Below are 16,129 nucleotides of genomic sequence, written 5' to 3'. Positions count from 1 at the left end.
GATCGATCGCCACAGCGATGACAGCGGGCGCCTCACGAGTGAGCAGCGGCGTTTGCGAGCCGAACTGGATGCACTGAAGAATACCACCGGGGTTGTGGGCGACCACGAGGCAGCAACATCGCGATCCGCGCGTGAAGCAGCATGGGCCACGCATCGTGACGCACTCAATGAATCGACCGCTGCGGCGTTCGAGATTGAGCTGCGGAAAGACGACCTGATCACCAGCGCACGGCTGGGACACATGAGCGACCTGGCGAAGCTCAATCAAACCTGTCAGAGGCTCGCCGTCGCGGAAGCGGAATTGGAACGCTCAGCGGAGCTGCTGAACTCGGCGAAGTCGAAACGCGAAGCCATCAGGGCCGAAATTCTGGATTGTGCTCGGAAAATGGCTCCGACTATTTCGGACGAGATCACGCCAAGTGGGCTTGAGGCATGGCTGCGCCGGCGCGAAACGGTCCTCGCGACAGCCGCATTGCTCAGGCAGGCGGAAGGTGATTTACGCCAGGCCGAAGTGGACGCGTCGGCGGCGCACAACCGGCTCTCGGCGGCATTGTCGGCGGCAGCCGTTTCCCATGATCATTCTGACGCCTATGAAGCGCTTTTGGCTACGGCCCAATCCGCCATTGATCTGGAAGTCGAACACAAGAATCTGAGGGAGCAGCTTGAACGCTGCGAAAGGGAGGAGGCTTCCCGCCGCTCAGCCCTTGAAACGGCATCCGCCGACGAGGCGCGATGGGACGCGTCATGGGCTGAGGTTTGCAGGAGCTGCTGGCTCGGGGCGGGCGGCACTATCCCCAGCCTCGTGACCGTCAAGGAGGTCATGGACCGATTAGCCGAGCTCGGCCCGGCTGCTCAACGGCAAGCCGGCTTGGCAGATCGCATCGCCAAGATGGAGGACGATCAGGCGGCCTTTTCGCGCGAGCTTGCCGTCATGGCCGCAGAACTCGGATTGGAGCGACCAGCAGAGAGTGCCCTGAGCCTCTGGGCGCTGATGTCCGCCAGAGTGGAAGAGGCCCGATCGAAAAAGGCGGAAAAGGAATCCAAGCAGCTTGCTCTCGAGGATCAGAGCCTCAAAAGCCGGGACCTGGAGGCTGAAATCGAGATTTGCGAGCGACGCAAATCTGAAATGACGCAGCTGTTCGGAGTAACTTCCTTGCAGGAGGTCGAGAAAAAGCTGCGCATGATCGAGCAAAGGAGCGACTTGCGCCGTCGTTGTCATATCATCGAACGCGAAATCCGCGAGGCGCTGCCAATTCAGGACATGGCCGATGTCGAACAGATGCTTGACGCCGCGGATCGGCATGCGCTGGAGGCTGAGCAGGTAGAACTCAGAGCCCGATTTGAGGATCAGGATCGGCGCGTACGAGAGTTGTTTACGGCATACAGCAAAGCGTCCGACGAGGTGGATGCTGTCGACGGCGACAATGCCGTGGCTGCTCTTGAGGAGCAACGGCGAACGGTCCTCCTGGAAATCGAGGATAAGGCATTCAGCTACTTCCGCCTCAGGGCCGGCATCGTCGCGGCCGAGCAAGCCTTGCGCCTCTATCGCGACAAGCATCGCAGTTCGATGATGCTTCGCGCCTCGGAGGCTTTTCAGGTTATCAGCCGCGGCGCCTATCGTGGTCTGGCGACCCAGCCGGACAAGGACACCGAAGTCCTTATTGGCATCGGAGCTGATGGGAGTTCCAAGCTGGCGCAGGAAATGTCAAAGGGAACGCGTTTTCAACTCTATCTCGCGCTCCGGGTTGCCGGCTACCACGAGTTCGCCCAATCTCGAACCCCGGTTCCCTTTATCGCCGACGACATCATGGAGACGTTCGACGACTTTCGGGCGGAGGAAGCTTTCCGGCTCTTCGCCGATATGGCGAAAGTGGGTCAGGTAATTTATCTGACGCATCACCAGCATCTTTGCGACATCGCCCGGCGGGTTTGTCCTAATGCGCGCATACACGAGTTGGCCGCGCCACTCGTCCAGGAACGCCGAGCTGCGTGAGACGTCGATCCCGAGATGGTGCAAGCCGGGGTCCCTCCGTGACCGCCCGTGACCAATTCAAAGATTATTCGCCGATCAGCGCCGAAGCGCCAAGCCGTTTACAGGCACTTTGAGGAATGTCACGTGCCTGGCATGTTGGGTACACGAGCGGTTACGCTTTGTCAGAATTTAGCATGAAGCACCGGCTTCGGCCCGCTTCCCGGCAAGAAGCAGCCTCTAGCTTCGGCTCGAGGAGATTTGCATGGCTTGGGGGTCCTCTCAACGAAGGACATGGTCCCGGGCGATGACGCTACCTCTCCGCCTCTCAGTTTTAAGGATTGGCGAAATTGCGTTGCGGATTTGTGGCCGCCTGATACTGGTCCGCCTCTCTTATCGGAACCAGCCCCAAACGAAAATCATGATCCGACACATCGTCTTCTTCACTGCCGCGAGCAGCAGCAATCTCGAGCCGATCCTGGACGGGCTTGCACTGCTGACGAAGATCCCGCACGCACGCCGGCTCGAAGTCGCGCAGAATCGCAAGAGCGATCCCGCCAGTAAGGAAGTCGACGTCATCGTCTACGGCGAATTCGGCACCGATGCCGAGCTCGCTGCCTATAAGGCGCATCCGCTATACCAGGAGGCCATCAAGCGAGTGCGGCCGCTGCGCGAATTGCGGTTTGCGGCCGACTATGAGATCGCTGCGGCAAGGACGTCGCTGGGCGAGAACGCGCGCCAGTAAGCACGACGCGCTTGTTGCCGGGGAAGCGGATGCTGCACAAGCCGGATCATGATAGCGGGAAACACGGCTGGCGGAAGCGTCCAGAGTGAGAGCACCTTAGATCGCTTGGAGATTGCCAGCTGACGATTTTCCAGTGCGCCGGTCCTGCTCGACCTCATAGCTGACCTTTTGGCCATCGGCGAGGCTCCTCAACCCGGCACGTTCCACGGCAGATATATGAACGAAAACGTCCGCTCCGCCGGCGTCCGGTTGGATGAACCCAAAGCCCTTTGTCGCATTAAACCACTTCACCGTACCCGTAGCCACGCGTCTACTCCTTGTCTTGGCAAGGCGGGCAATTCTCACCCGCGGAGGCAATCTAACCATCGCCCTGAACACGTCAATGACGGTTGTCTTTGTCAGCCTTTCGCCTGTGCCCTCTGCATCTCGGTCGAGTCACGGCCGAGAGGTTTTCTGGAGTAGCGCTCTTCGGTCGACCCGGCGAGGCATGCGCGTTGCGAATGGCTGGCGAACCGCTCTCCCGTCCGCCCTCGGCCCGGATGCACGGTAACCTCTCAGCGCATTGTCACCCTTGATGTGCGCGCGCGACTTCGAGGAGTGCACCCGCGATCTCGTCATTGGTCCATCCGGCCGCCGCGGCGCTCTCAACCAATTCCTGGACAGCCGGTTCCAGCGCGCGCTGGCAATGAAGCCCGCGATCTGGATGATCAGCCGCACAGCCTGGTTCCACAATCGTGATCTTCGATCGCTTCATAGCCGACCAGGGGCTTTCGCCCGTCTCCTTCAGCCACACGAGGCGTATGAGCTCGGATGTCAGTGGAGCGCGCTTGGGATATCGCTTGATGCGGTCAACAAGCTGTTCCAGTGATCCCGCGCGTTGCAGCTCCTTGAAAAAATGGTGTGGCGCGACGCTCCCGAGCCGGTGCGTCTCCGCCAGGCTCCATACGTACCGATAGGCCGCCATGAAATCGGATCGTGGCGGAGCCTCGGACGGTTCGGCCCTGGTCAAGATACCCCCGCCCACGAGGCGGTCGGCCTTTTCGATGATCTGGCGCGTCCTTGTTTTTGAAAGGCGATGCTCCTGCGCCAGCTCGGCAACGGTCTTGCCGTTGAGAAAGCCGTCCACCAGGGTGACATTTCGATCAACGTTTGGACTGAACCCCCAGCAGGAGCGCAGCCGGTCCACTATCCTCATCGCACCACTTCCCTCGACGATGCTCTTTGCACGCGTTTTCGAATTCACGATAACCTCGACCGTTCTTTTGCTGACAGCAAGATCGCGGGCGGAACACCCTGATTTGCCGGGGGCAGTGTTGTCCAAAATCGGCCTTCACCGCAACAGCAACAATCCAGGCTGAGTTCTTTCAGCCAGTCACTTTCATTTCTGCGCTGCCTTCCTCAACCAGTCGCGCATTTGTCGCGCGGGCCGTGACAGGTGCGTCGTGTCAGGGGTCAGCAGATGATACTGTTCCCGTCCCGGCAGGACCGGGCCGGGAAGCTGAAAAAGACGCCCCGACCGCAGATGCTCGCCGCAGGAGAGATGGTCGCCGATGGCAATGCCAAGACCGCGCAGCGCCGCGTCGATGCACAGGTGGGTGCGGTTGAAGAACAGGTGGTTGTCGACATCGTCCAGCATGACGCCTGCCGCTTCGCAATAGCGTCGCCACCAGTAGAGTCCACGCTCGTGGATCAGCCTGTGCGCGGCGTAGAAGCCTGGTGAGGCCGGATCTGGCCCCTTGGCGATCAATGCGGGCGACGCGACCGGGAACGCATTGAGATCAAGGAAGGGCTCGGAGCGAAAGCCGATCAGCGCCGCCGGTCCCCAGGTCAGCACCAGATCGACATCGCCTGGCAGGCTGCGCGGCGGGTCCGGGCGGCAGCGGAGATCGACGTTGAGCTGCAGCGCGTCCAGCGCCTGCGCCGTCAGCCGCGGCATGAGCCACAAGACCGCCAGATCGGATTCCACATCCAGAATCACTGTTCCCTTGGCCGTGCCGCGCTTCAGACGCCCGACGCCAAGCGCCAGATCGGCGAAGGACCGGGCAACGGTGCGGGCGAAGAAGCCGCCTTCGCCGGTCAGAACGACATGGCGGGCGTGGCGCTCGAAGAGTTCGACGCCCAGTTCCATCTCCAGATTGCGCACGTGGCGGCTGACGGCGGCATGGCTGACGCCCAGTTCGTCCGCCGCCGCAGCGAAGCTGCCATGCCGGGCAGCGGCTTCGAAGGCGCGGGTGGCGTTGAGGTTGGGCAGTTTGCGCATGAGACCAGCATAACAAAAGCGTTCGCTTGCGGCAAAAAATATCGTTTGAGTGAAAGCTCACTTCGCGGCATCTCCCGGACACCCCATCGCCAGGAGGAGGCCATGACCCGACCGCAGAACCCCCAAACCCGGATGATCGTCGCGCTGATCCTCGGCGTGACGATCTACGGCCTCGCGATGGGCACCACCTATCCGCTTCTGGGTCTGTTGCTATCGGATCGCGTGTCAGGCGCGCTCAATGGCCTGAATACGGCAGCGACCGGCCTCGGCCTCATGACCGGCGTGGTGCTGGTGCCCGGCCTCGCCCGCCGGTTGGGCGCGGGTCGAACGGCGATGGCAGGTGTGGGGCTGCTGGCGGTGGCGCTCGTTGCACTGGCCTTCCTGCGGGACTTCTGGCCGGTCTTCGCGGCCCGCGTGATTCTGGGCTGCGGTGCGGGTCTCATGTTCATCGTCGCCGAAACGGCGCTGAACGCGGCCGCGGCGCCAGAGCGGCGCGGGCAGATCATGGGCGTCTATACCGCTGCCAATGCCCTCGGTTTCGTACTCGGTCCCGCGATGATCGCGCTGATGCCCGACCGCCCGGCCGCGCTTCTCCTCGGTTGCGCCGCGATAGCGCTGATGGCGCTGATCCCGTTCGCCGCGGTGGAACGGCCGGTGAGCCGCTTGGTGGCACCGGGATCGGCGCGCCACATCGTGTCGGCGATCACAGCCTTTCCTTTAGCCTTCGGCTTTCTCTTCATCGCCTCGATGATTGATGCCATCGCCATCAGCCTCATGCCGGTCATCATGCTCGATCGCGATTTCGACGTCTCGCAGGCGGTGCTGCTCGCCGCGGTTTTCCATGTCGGCCTGGTGATCGGGCAGCCGCTGATCGGGCTGGCGCTGGACAAGGCTGGCCGCCGCCGCACGGTTCTTGGTTGCTGCGGCCTATCGCTCGCCTGCACCCTGCCGCTGGTCTCCGGACCAGGTATGGGATTCTGGCCGGTAGCCGGGGTGATGCTGGTCTGGGGCGGCGCGAATTATGGGCTCTACACCGCTGGGCTCGCGCTGATCGGTGACCGCTTCCGGGCTGAGATGCTGACGGCGGCCACCGCCGCCCTTGCCTCTGTCTATGCTCTGGCTGCCGTCATCGGCCCCGTCGTCGCCGGCGGCATGATGAATGCGCTCGGCGCGAAGGGCTTTTTCGGGGCAGCTGCGGTTGTCTATCTGACGGCTCTCTGCGGTGGCCTCTGGCTATTTCGGCCTGTCGAGCCGGAATGGCAGAAGCATCAAATCCGCTGATGTCCGCGATAGGCTCGATCGTGCCATTCGCAATGCATGTCGAGACAACTACAACCGCTTGGCTTCGACTGGGGGAGACTGCCGCGCGTGTCCCGCCTCGGACCTCGAACATCTGGAAAGGGACCTCGTGGTGGAAATCTGCCAAGTCCAGCTCGTGTTCAATGTGCGAGCCGATCCGGCGGCACGCGGGCTCGGCCCGCAGCCCAATCCCGCTCTCTTGAGATGGCTTCCTGGTCCAGCTCCGGATCTTCCACGATCAACCCCTGAAGGGGTCCGCTAGCAAGCTGCGGCCGCGCCGGCTTCGCCTCTGCGGTGATCGCGCCCGGAGCCAGACATTTGAGGAGCCATCGAGCGGGAATTGGCCCGCTCCAGAGATGGAGCCCTCAGATGTCGCAAGATCTTTCCCTCGCCCAAAACCACGCCTTTCAGCTCGCCCGCACCCTGATGGTTCCTGTCACGCTCTTCCGCTCCGGCGACGAATTCGGCGTCCTGCCGAGCGCCGAACTCGACGACGATGAGGTCGAGACCCTCGCCGAATACGATCCCTTTGAACACGGGCCGGCTCATTGAGCCGGCTTCCTCCTCCCGGAGGTGCCACTTGCGAGCTTGCGCCGGCAAGGGAAGCTGCGCCGCGCTGGCCCGCGGGCGACGGCGCGAGGTGCAAAAACACACATTGCCAGCCGCGCCCTTGCCGCCTTTGCTCTTCGCGGCATCCGGAAGGCGTCCCGCAAGGTGCGGGAAAGAAACCTGAAGGAAGGCGGCGCCTGCGGCGCACGAAAGAGGGACATGGAACAGGACGAACTCGAGGAACTTCGACAAAGGGTGGCCTGCGCGGCGGCGCTGGATCAGGCCGGTTACGCGATCGACCTGAAGGAGAGTACCCGACGTGCGGTCAAATACCGGCGCGGCGACGAGATCGTCATCGTGATCCATGACGGAAAAGGCTGGTTCGATCCGCTCTCTGACGCGAAGGGGGATGTGTTCTCGCTGATGACCCATCTGCATGGGGTCGGTTTCGCGGAGGCGAAGTCGCTGGTCGCCCGGCTGGTCGGCTACGAGCCGCGCGAGCCTGTGTGGAAAAGGCAGGCGCAGAAGCGCGGGCCGGATCTCGGCGTCGCCGAACGCTGGAGCGCCCGCCGCAAGCCGTGGCCGGGATCGACGACATGGCGCTATCTGCGCGACGACCGCCAGCTTCCGGAAGCCGTGATCAGCGCCGCCATCCGTCATGATCTGCTGCGGGAGGGGCCTCGCGGCAGCATGTGGGCCGCTCACAGCGAGGGGGAGGGGGTCGTGACCGGCTGGGAGGAACGCGGTCCGGAATGGCGTGGCTTCTCGACCGGCGGGGCAAAGGTGCTCTTCCGGTTTGGCTTCTGCGATGCGCTCCGTCTCTGTGTCACCGAGGCCGCGATCGACGCCATGAGTCTTGCCGCGCTGGAGAGCACTCGGCGCGATAGCCTCTATGTCAGTACCGGGGGCGGCTGGGCTCCTGCCACCGATGCGGCGATCCGGCTGCTGGCGGCGCGGGATGGCCTATTGCTGGTCGCCGCCACGGACAACAACGCGCAGGGCGACACCTACGCGGTTCGCCTCGAAGCGGTCGCCGGCGAGGCGAACTGCGGCTTCGAACGTCTCCGCCCGCACGAGGAGGACTGGAACGCCGAACTCAAGGCAAGGGTGAAGAACCGGGGAAAGGGAGAAAAGAGGAAATAAAGAAGCCTGGCTGCCGCACCCGCCGGCCGGGTCAAGGGCCGCGAAGCGGGCGCAGGTTTACCCTTGACGCGGCCGGACGGAGAGACGGCCGCGGAAGAGGGGTCAGGAAGGGCGGAATAGGATGGCGACATCGAGTGGATGAGCCGCGCTCCAGCCCGACGAGGCTGAAAGGAGCCCACCCATGACCCGCTTGTCCGTCCGCAAGGTTTATCAGGGCATCGCCGATTGCCGGCAGATGTTTCGCATGTTCGATCGCCACGCTCAACGTCCTGATCGTTTCCAGGACGATGCCAGTGCGTTGTACGGCGGCGAATGGTTCGAGATCTCACAGGCCGAGCACGATTACATGTTCGAGATCCTGCCGCCGCTCTGGATGCGAGGCGAGATGTTCGCGCTGCGTGAGTTTCTCACCGACCGCATCACCAGCATCTTCTGCGCGCTGAACATCGATGGCCGCATGCGGTATTTCCACGGCTATTGCGACCTGCTCGACAAGGGCGCGCCTGAGCGGATGCGCGATGCGATCGTGGAACGCGAAACCCGTCCCGTTCGGGCGATGACCCGCGAGGAGCGTCTGGAGCACATCTGGTCGAGCACCCACGACGCCTATCGCGGCTACGCCGGTGAGCGCTGGCCGGAACGCGACCGCGGCAGGCGCACGGTGATGTTTTATGGGGGCCGACATGGCACCACGCTGAAGCTGCTGGACGACCTTACGGATGCGGAGATCGTGGCGAAGCTGCCCGTGCATCTGCGCCATCTCCCAGACGCGATCGCGGCGTGACGGAGGCGTGAGATGATGTTGACCTTCACCATCTCCGCCCTCCGCGAGGTCATCGCTCGCGGCATTGCCGACGCTGAAGCCAATGGCGGCTTCCGCGATCCCCACCTCGGACTATCCGCCGCCGACAGCCGCAAGCCCGGCCTCTGGCTCGTCGGAGACCACGGCGTCTACCTATGCTCCAACGGCGAACTCGCCAAGGGGGCGAAGCCGCTCGTCGCCTACGCCGAGGAATGCGATCCGCGCAAGAACGACGACTGGTTCGAGGTCAAACGCCGGACGTTCGGCGGCGATGACGGCGTGGATTTCCTCGACGCCGAAGGCCTTGAGGCCCTGATCGCAGCCAGTCCCGGCTGCACGCATCTGCGTATCGCGTTCCTACATGACTCGATGCAGCTCTTCGTGATCGAGCGAGACTAGCAATCCGTCGACGGGCGCAGTCCGGCGGCCGTCCAACATCCCAATCCCCCATATTCCGCGCACGTCCGGCCGGCTGGAGTCATCCCGCGGAACGGCGACGTGCGCCCTCATTCAGGAGATCCAGCCATGTCGCATGACGATCCTTTCACCATTGACCTTTTCGGCAACACCGCGTTGTCGTCCGGCCTCGGTCTCGGCGTGACGGCCTTTGGCGACGCTGTCGAGCCCGACGGTGACGACGATCCCGATCCGTCGTCGCCGGCGCCCGCGATGCCGGTCGCGGCAGTCGCACAGCGGCCATCAACGGCCTGCCGGGCGCGCGGGCCGAACTTCCATCTCGCTGGTAGCCGTGGCCTGGCGCGCGGCTGGAAGGAGCGCGCGCGCGACAATATCGCGGCGATCCGGCTCGCCGCCGGGATCGAGGCGGACGATCGCCCGGCCACGTACGAGGAGCAGGAGCGGCTGATCCGCTTTACCGGCTTCGGCGCGTCCGACCTTGCCAATGGCGTCTTCAAGCGTCCCGGCGAGATCGATTTTCGAGAAGGTTGGGACGAGATCGGCTCTTCGCTGGAGGATGCCGTCGGCGAGGTCGACTACGCCTCGCTCGCCCGCTGCACCCAGTATGCCCACTTCACGCCGGACTTCATCGTCCGCGCGATCTGGTCAGGCCTGCAGCGGCTCGGCTGGCGTGGCGGCCGTGTGCTCGAGCCAGGCATTGGCACGGGCCTGTTTCCGGCGCTGATGCCCGAAGCGCTACGCGATGTGTCACAGGTCACCGGGATCGAACTCGATCCGGTCACGGCACGCATCGCAAGGCTGTTGCAGCCGCGCGCGCGTATCGTCACTGGCGACTTCGCCCGCACGGAGCTGCCGGCGAGTTTCGACCTCGCCATCGGCAACCCGCCATTTTCCGATCGCACGGTGCGCTCCGACCGGGCCTATCGTTCGCTCGCCCTGCGCCTGCACGACTATTTCATCGCCCGGTCCGTCGACCTGTTGAAGCCGGGCGCTTTCGCCGCCTTCGTCACCAGCTCCGGCACTTTGGACAAGGCGGATTCCTCTGCGCGTGAGCATATCGCCAAAACGGCCGACCTGATGGCCGCCATCCGTCTGCCCGCAGGCAGCTTCCGCGCCGACGCCGGCACGGACGTCGTGGTCGACATCCTGTTTTTCCGCAGGCGCAAGGTCACCGAGCCCGAAGGTGATCTCTCCTGGCTCGACATCGAGGAAGTCCGCCAGGCGGCGGAGGATGAAGGCGCGATCCGCGTGAACCGCTGGTTTGCGCGCCACCCGGATTTCGTGCTCGGCACGCACGCCACTGTCTCGGGGCCTTACGGCGAGGCCTATTCCTGCCTGCCTCATCCCGGTGTCGATCTGGAGCGGGCGCTCACGGCTGCGATCTCCCTCCTTCCGCAAGCCATTTATGACGGCGAGCCGGACGAGATTGATCGTGACGCCGAGGACAGTGCCGACGTCGTCGATGCCCTGCCGGAAGGCGCCGGCGTGCGCGAGGGCAGTTTCTTCTTCGACAACAGTCGAGGCCTGATGCAGATCATCGACGCCGAACCGGTCGTGGTGAAGGTCCGCAAGGGCCGCAGCACCGAAGGCATCCCCGAAAAGCATGCCCGCATCATCAGGAAGCTGATCCCGATCCGCGACGCGGTGCGCGAAGTCCTGAAGGCGCAGGAGTTCGACCGGCCGTGGAAGCCGGCCCAAGTCAGGCTGCGCATCGCCTGGTCGAATTTTGTGCGCGACTTCGGGCCCATCAACTTCACTACCGTGTCGGTGAGTGAGGATGCCGAAACCGGTGAAGTGCGCGAAACACATCGCCGCCCCAACCTGCAACCGTTTCTGGACGATCCGGATTGCTGGCTGGTGGCTTCTATCGAGGACTACGACCTCGAAACCAATACCGCCCGGCCGGGTCCGATTTTCACCGAGCGCGTCATCGCGCCGCCCGCAGCACCCATCATCACAAGCGCTGCCGATGCGCTTGCCGTCGTGCTCAACGAACGCGGCCATATTGACATCGAACACATCGCCGAATTGCTGCATGAGGATGTCGACGACGTCATTGGCGAGCTGGGTGGCGCCCTCTTTCGTGATCCCGAGACCGGCTCCTGGCAAACGGCCGACGCCTATCTCTCCGGTCAGGTCCGCGACAAGCTCAAGGCCGCAGAAGCCGCTGCCGCACTCGATTTCGCCTATGAGCGCAACGTCACGGCGCTGCAGGGCGTGCAGCCGGCCGATCTTCGTCCCTCGGATATCACCGCGCGTCTCGGCGCGCCATGGATTCCAGCCGCCGACGTCGTCGCCTTCGTCAAGGAGACGACGGGTGCCGAGATCAGGATCCATCATATGCCGGAGCTGGCATCGTGGACCGTCGAGGCGCGGCAATTGGGATGGATGGCGGCCGGCACGTCCGAATGGGGCACCGATCGCCGTCATGCCGGCGAGCTCATAGCCGACGCACTGAACAGCCGGGTGCCGCAGATCTTCGATACGGTGAAGGAGGGCCATGCTGAAAAGCGCCTGCTCAATGTTGTGGACACGGAAGCCGCCAAGGAAAAGCTGCAGAAGATCAAGACCGCTTTCCAGAACTGGGTCTGGTCCGATCCCGACCGGACCGACCGGCTGGCGCGGGTCTATAATGACCGCTTCAACAACATCGCCCCCCGAAGGTTCAATGGGGATCACCTGCAACTTCCAGGCGCCTCCGGCGCCTTTTCTCTTTACGGGCACCAAAAGCGCGGCATCTGGCGCATCGTCTCGGCCGGCTCGACCTACCTTGCCCATGCCGTCGGCGCCGGCAAGACTATGACGATTGCCGCGGCCGTCATGGAGCAGCGCCGGCTCGGCTTGATCGCCAAGGCGATGTTGGTCGTTCCCGGCCATTGCCTTGCACAGGCGGCCCGCGAATTTCTGGCGCTCTATCCGACCGCGCGAATCCTCGTGGCCGATGAGACAAATTTTTCCAAGGACAAGCGCCACCGTTTCCTGTCGCGAGCCGCGACCGCCAATTGGGATGCGATCATTATCACGCATTCGGCCTTCCGCTTCATCGGCGTGCCGTCGGCCTTCGAGCAGCAGATGATCCAGGACGAGCTGGAGCTGTACGAGACCCTGCTGACCAAGGTCGAGAGCGACGATCGCGTCTCGCGCAAGCGGCTCGAGCGGCTGAAGGAGGGTCTCAAGGAACGGCTGGAATCCTTGGCGACCCGTAAGGACGACCTGCTGACCATCTCCGAGATCGGCGTCGACCAGATCATCGTCGACGAAGCCCAGGAGTTCCGGAAGCTCAGCTTCGCCACCAATATGTCGACGCTCAAGGGCGTCGACCCAAACGGCTCGCAGCGCGCCTGGGACCTCTATGTGAAGTGCCGCTTCATCGAGACGAAGAACCCGGGCCGGGCGCTCGTGCTGGCTTCCGGCACGCCGATCACCAATACGCTTGGCGAGATGTTCTCGGTGCAGCGCTATCTCGGTTACGAGGCGCTGCTTCAGCGCGGCCTGCACGAGTTCGACGCCTGGGCTTCGACCTTCGGCGACGTCACGACCGAACTCGAATTGCAGCCATCCGGCAAATACAAGCCGGTGACGCGCTTCGCCACTTTCGTCAACGTGCCGGAGCTGATCGCAATGTTCCGCTCCTTCGCGGATGTGGTGATGCCGGGAGATCTTCGGGCATATGTGAAGGTGCCGGCGCTTTCGACCGGCGCACGTCAGATCATCACCGCCAAGCCGTCTGCGGCCTTCAAGCGCTACCAGATGGTGCTCGACGCCCGCATCAAGGCCATCGAGGAACGCGACCGTCCGGCAGAACCTGGTGACGACATCCTGCTCTCGGTTATCACCGATGGCCGGCACGCCGCGATCGACCTGCGCCTGGTCGATCCGGACAATGACGATGAGCCGGAGAACAAGCTCAACGCTCTCATCAGCAATGTCTTCCGTATCTGGCAGGAAACAGCGCAAAGCAGCTATATCCGCGCCGACGGCAAGCCGTTCGAGCTTGCGGGCGCAGCGCAGATGATCTTCTCCGATCTCGGCACGATCGGCGTCGAGAAGACCAGAGGCTTCTCGGCCTATCGCTGGATCAGGGATGAACTGATCCGCAGGGGCGTTCCGGCATCGCAAATTGCCTTCATGCAGGACTTCAAGAAATCCGAGGCCAAGCAGCGCCTGTTCGGTGATGTGCGGGCCGGCAAGGTCCGGTTCCTGGTCGGCTCCTCCGACACGATGGGCACCGGCGTCAACGCGCAGCTGCGCCTCAAGGCACTGCATCATCTCGACGTGCCGTGGCTTCCCTCCCAGATCGAGCAGCGCGAAGGCCGTATCCTGCGGCAGGGCAACCAGCACGATGTCGTCGATATCTTCGCCTACGCCACGGAAGGATCGATGGACGCGCAGATGTGGCAGAACAATGAGCGCAAGGCCCGGTTCATCGCGGCCGCCCTTTCCGGAGACACGTCCATCCGACGGTTGGAGGATATGGGTGAGGGGCAGGCCAACCAGTTCGCGATGGCCAAAGCGATCGCCTCGGGCGATTCTCGTCTGATGCAGAAGGCAGGTCTGGAGGCAGACATTGCCCGTCTGGAGCGCCTTCGCGCGGCCCACATTGATGACGAGCACGCCGTTCGACGGCAGATCCGCGATGCCGAGCGGGATATCGAATGCTCGACCCGGCGCCTCAGCGAGGTCGGGCAGGATATCGAGCGCCTCGTGCCGACGACCGGTGATGGGTTCAGCATGGTCGTCGGGGGCGACGTGTTCACCGAGCGTAAGCTCGCCGGTCGTGCGCTGATGAAGGAAATCCTGACTCTCGTGCAGCTTCAGCAGCAAGGCGAAACCACTATCGCCTCCATCGGCGGGTTCGATTTCCAATATTCCGGCGAGCGGTTCGGCAAGGACGACTACCGCTATGCCACCATGCTGATGCGTACCGGCGCCGATTATGAAATCGAGCTCCCCGTCACCACCGCGCCGCTTGGCGCCATCGCTCGGCTCGAGCATGCCTTGGCCGGCTTCGAGGGCGAGCGGGAACGATACCGCCAGCGTCTTGAGGATGCCGAGCGCAGGCTCACCTCATATCGCTCGCGCGAGGGCGGCGAGTTCGGATTCTCCGGTGAACTGGCTCAGAAGCGCCGGCAGCTTGCGGAAATCGAAACCGATCTTGCGTCTTCGATTGATGGCCAGGATCAGCGTGCAGCCGCATAGCAGGCTCGACACAGGCTACCTGTAGCCGCTTGCCAACTTAACGGCTCCGGCTCGCAATCATCGGCGCTTTCTGCTCAGATTATCTGACAACGGAGAGAGGCCTCTGCTCACGCTATGTGCCAATGTGCTCGCAAACATCCGGTCTGCTCGCAAACGACAGCCGCGTGCTCACATTAAATGCCAGCGAGGCGCGATCAAACTGGAACACCTGCTGACACAGTTGCTCGGTCAACTCGCGGGAGTGTTCGGCATGGTTTCAAGGTTGATGTCAGCCTTCACCAGTGCGTCGCGCTGAAGGTCATGGTTCATCTGGCTGCCGTCGGTTTTCGAGACGCGTGCATAGCCGAGAAGTGTTACAATCCGGACGGTAGTACATCTCGCGAAGCTCAGAAGTTCCGAGGCGAAACGCGCAGCTTGCCGAAGAAAAAAGGCCACCCCAGATTTACACCAAGCCCAGCGAGCAAAATCAACCCCAGGCCAACCCCTTGCATTGCGGTGATTGAACGACCGAAGGCGAGGAAGTCGGATATCAGGGCAGCAGCGGGGTTAAGAAACGCCGCGGCTGCAATGACCGTAGTTGGCACTTTGGGATAAGACGAATACAGCAGCACGTAGACGATACCAGTATGAATCACGCCAAGCCCGGCGAGCCAGCCCCACATGCGGGCGTCACCACCCTGGAGGGTCGCTACATCGAGAAACGGTACGAAGGCGATGCATCCGATCAGGCAGTGAACCGTGCTGAGCACGTCCGGTTTCACTCCCCCCTTGACCGCGCGTGTTGTTAGCGTCGTGGCGGCATAGAAAAGTGAAGCAACGAGCGCGAGGCCAACACCGATCAACCAATTCCGGTCGGTCTGCATGTCCCCAAGCTTTGGCAAGATGGTGAAAACCAGCCCGACGAACGCAAGCCATAGCCACGCGATCTTGTGCCGTGACAGTGCTTCTCCGAGCAGTAGGCCGCCGGCGAGCACGATCCAAAAGGGTTGCAAATGATAGATGATCGTTGCGAACCCGATCGAGGTCCGATGGAATGCCTCGAACAGAGCCAGCCAATTGATCACGAGACAAACACCACTCACCAGCACGAGCGGCCACAGCTTGCGCTCGATGGAGAACAAGTCTTTCCAACCGCCTCTGAGGCAAACCCATCCGGTAAGCGCCGCTGCTCCGAACAGGCAGCGGAAAAACACCACGTTGAAGGTCGGTTGGCCGGTTGAGACGGAAAAAAGCCCTGCCGTTCCTGACAGCGCCATACCTACGGAAAGCATGATCGTGGCCCGCGTCAGTTCCGATTTGGATTTCAGTTCCGCGTTCATGACGATCCATTAAATTTGGGAGGGCAATGGGAGATAAATGGTGAGTTGCGAATATAGCAGTCCCGTTTAGAATTTTTTCCGGAATGACTTCCTTAAACGCATGAAATCAGCGGTTTTTAACGCTTGAACCGCGAAATCCCTCTCGGCGGCTCGATCCTGCCGACGGTATGACGGCGTTGGCTGCGTGATCACCGCTGCTATTGCACGCTCGCGCACCGCACGCACCACGGCCCCTACACGCTTCTTTTGTCGGGTCAGGATCGATCAGACGAGGCGCCAGGGTCGCCAACGCAACACTGGCCATTCGCAATACGGCTGTCCGGGGGTGATGCGGGCCCGACGTGCGCGTCGCCCAGTGCTCTGCGCCGCTGTCTGATCCGGAGCTTCACATATTTGCGACTGGAAAATAGGGGAAGGTAAGAAAGGC

General features: G+C 62.8%; 11 protein-coding genes and 1 pseudogene. 8 read left to right on the top strand and 4 right to left on the bottom strand.

The annotated features are described in order from the left end of the window. Window positions 1-1,993 (top strand): annotated as a pseudogene (locus EOA78_RS36180) (hypothetical protein); the annotation flags it as partial. Window positions 1,994-2,390: 397 nt separating this feature from the next. Then, window positions 2,391-2,714, top strand: coding sequence for a Dabb family protein (locus EOA78_RS25395; protein WP_095488762.1), 324 nt, complete (start codon window positions 2,391-2,393; stop codon window positions 2,712-2,714). A 96-nt stretch (window positions 2,715-2,810) separates the two neighbouring features. Here EOA78_RS25395 and EOA78_RS25390 read toward each other — a convergent pair whose 3' ends face one another. From EOA78_RS25390 to EOA78_RS25380, 3 genes are all read right to left on the bottom strand, one after another. Continuing rightward, window positions 2,811-3,020, bottom strand: a complete 210-nt coding sequence (locus EOA78_RS25390) for a cold-shock protein (RefSeq protein ID WP_107652739.1) — start codon at window positions 3,018-3,020, stop codon at window positions 2,811-2,813. Window positions 3,021-3,279: 259 nt separating this feature from the next. Then, a complete protein-coding gene (locus EOA78_RS25385; RefSeq protein WP_245477740.1) occupies window positions 3,280-4,035 on the bottom strand; it encodes a hypothetical protein in 756 nt (251 codons plus the stop codon). 57 nt (window positions 4,036-4,092) lie between these two features. Beyond that, a complete protein-coding gene (locus EOA78_RS25380) occupies window positions 4,093-4,974 on the bottom strand; it encodes a LysR family transcriptional regulator (RefSeq protein WP_127317509.1) in 882 nt (293 codons plus the stop codon). Window positions 4,975-5,106: 132 nt separating this feature from the next. On the opposite strand from EOA78_RS25380, the gene EOA78_RS25375 reads away from it, so the two are divergent. The 6 genes from EOA78_RS25375 to EOA78_RS25350 all read left to right on the top strand — a co-directional run bounded on the left by EOA78_RS25375 (window position 5,107) and on the right by EOA78_RS25350 (window position 14,383). Then, window positions 5,107-6,255: an MFS transporter gene (locus EOA78_RS25375; protein ID WP_206533498.1), complete on the top strand. Its 1,149-nt coding sequence runs from the start codon at window positions 5,107-5,109 to the stop codon at window positions 6,253-6,255. Window positions 6,256-6,642: 387 nt separating this feature from the next. Then, a complete protein-coding gene (locus tag EOA78_RS25370) occupies window positions 6,643-6,825 on the top strand; it encodes a hypothetical protein (protein WP_127317507.1) in 183 nt (60 codons plus the stop codon). 216 nt (window positions 6,826-7,041) lie between these two features. Continuing rightward, complete coding sequence (locus tag EOA78_RS25365; protein ID WP_127317506.1) at window positions 7,042-7,965, top strand: DUF3991 and toprim domain-containing protein; 924 nt, start codon at window positions 7,042-7,044, stop codon at window positions 7,963-7,965. 181 nt (window positions 7,966-8,146) lie between these two features. After that, the gene (locus tag EOA78_RS25360) at window positions 8,147-8,749 is read left to right on the top strand and encodes a DUF1419 domain-containing protein (protein ID WP_127317505.1); all 603 of its coding nucleotides are present in this window, start codon (window positions 8,147-8,149) and stop codon (window positions 8,747-8,749) included. A 15-nt stretch (window positions 8,750-8,764) separates the two neighbouring features. After that, window positions 8,765-9,166 carry a DUF3085 domain-containing protein gene (locus EOA78_RS25355; protein ID WP_127317504.1) on the top strand — a complete coding sequence of 134 codons (402 nt, stop codon included), beginning with the start codon at window positions 8,765-8,767 and terminating at the stop codon, window positions 9,164-9,166. A gap of 126 nt (window positions 9,167-9,292) precedes the next feature. Next, complete coding sequence (locus tag EOA78_RS25350) at window positions 9,293-14,383, top strand: helicase-related protein (RefSeq protein ID WP_127317503.1); 5,091 nt, start codon at window positions 9,293-9,295, stop codon at window positions 14,381-14,383. 386 nt (window positions 14,384-14,769) lie between these two features. Here EOA78_RS25350 and EOA78_RS25340 read toward each other — a convergent pair whose 3' ends face one another. Then, a complete protein-coding gene (locus EOA78_RS25340; protein WP_127317502.1) occupies window positions 14,770-15,702 on the bottom strand; it encodes a DMT family transporter in 933 nt (310 codons plus the stop codon). Window positions 15,703-16,129 lie beyond the last annotated feature (427 nt).

The sequence above is a fragment of the Mesorhizobium sp. M5C.F.Cr.IN.023.01.1.1 genome (assembly GCF_003997585.1).
GTDB classification, from domain to species: Bacteria; Pseudomonadota; Alphaproteobacteria; order Rhizobiales; family Rhizobiaceae; genus Mesorhizobium; species Mesorhizobium wenxiniae.
The sequence above is the reverse complement of the archived record's forward strand: the minus strand, read 5'-3'. Positions and strand labels throughout refer to the sequence as shown.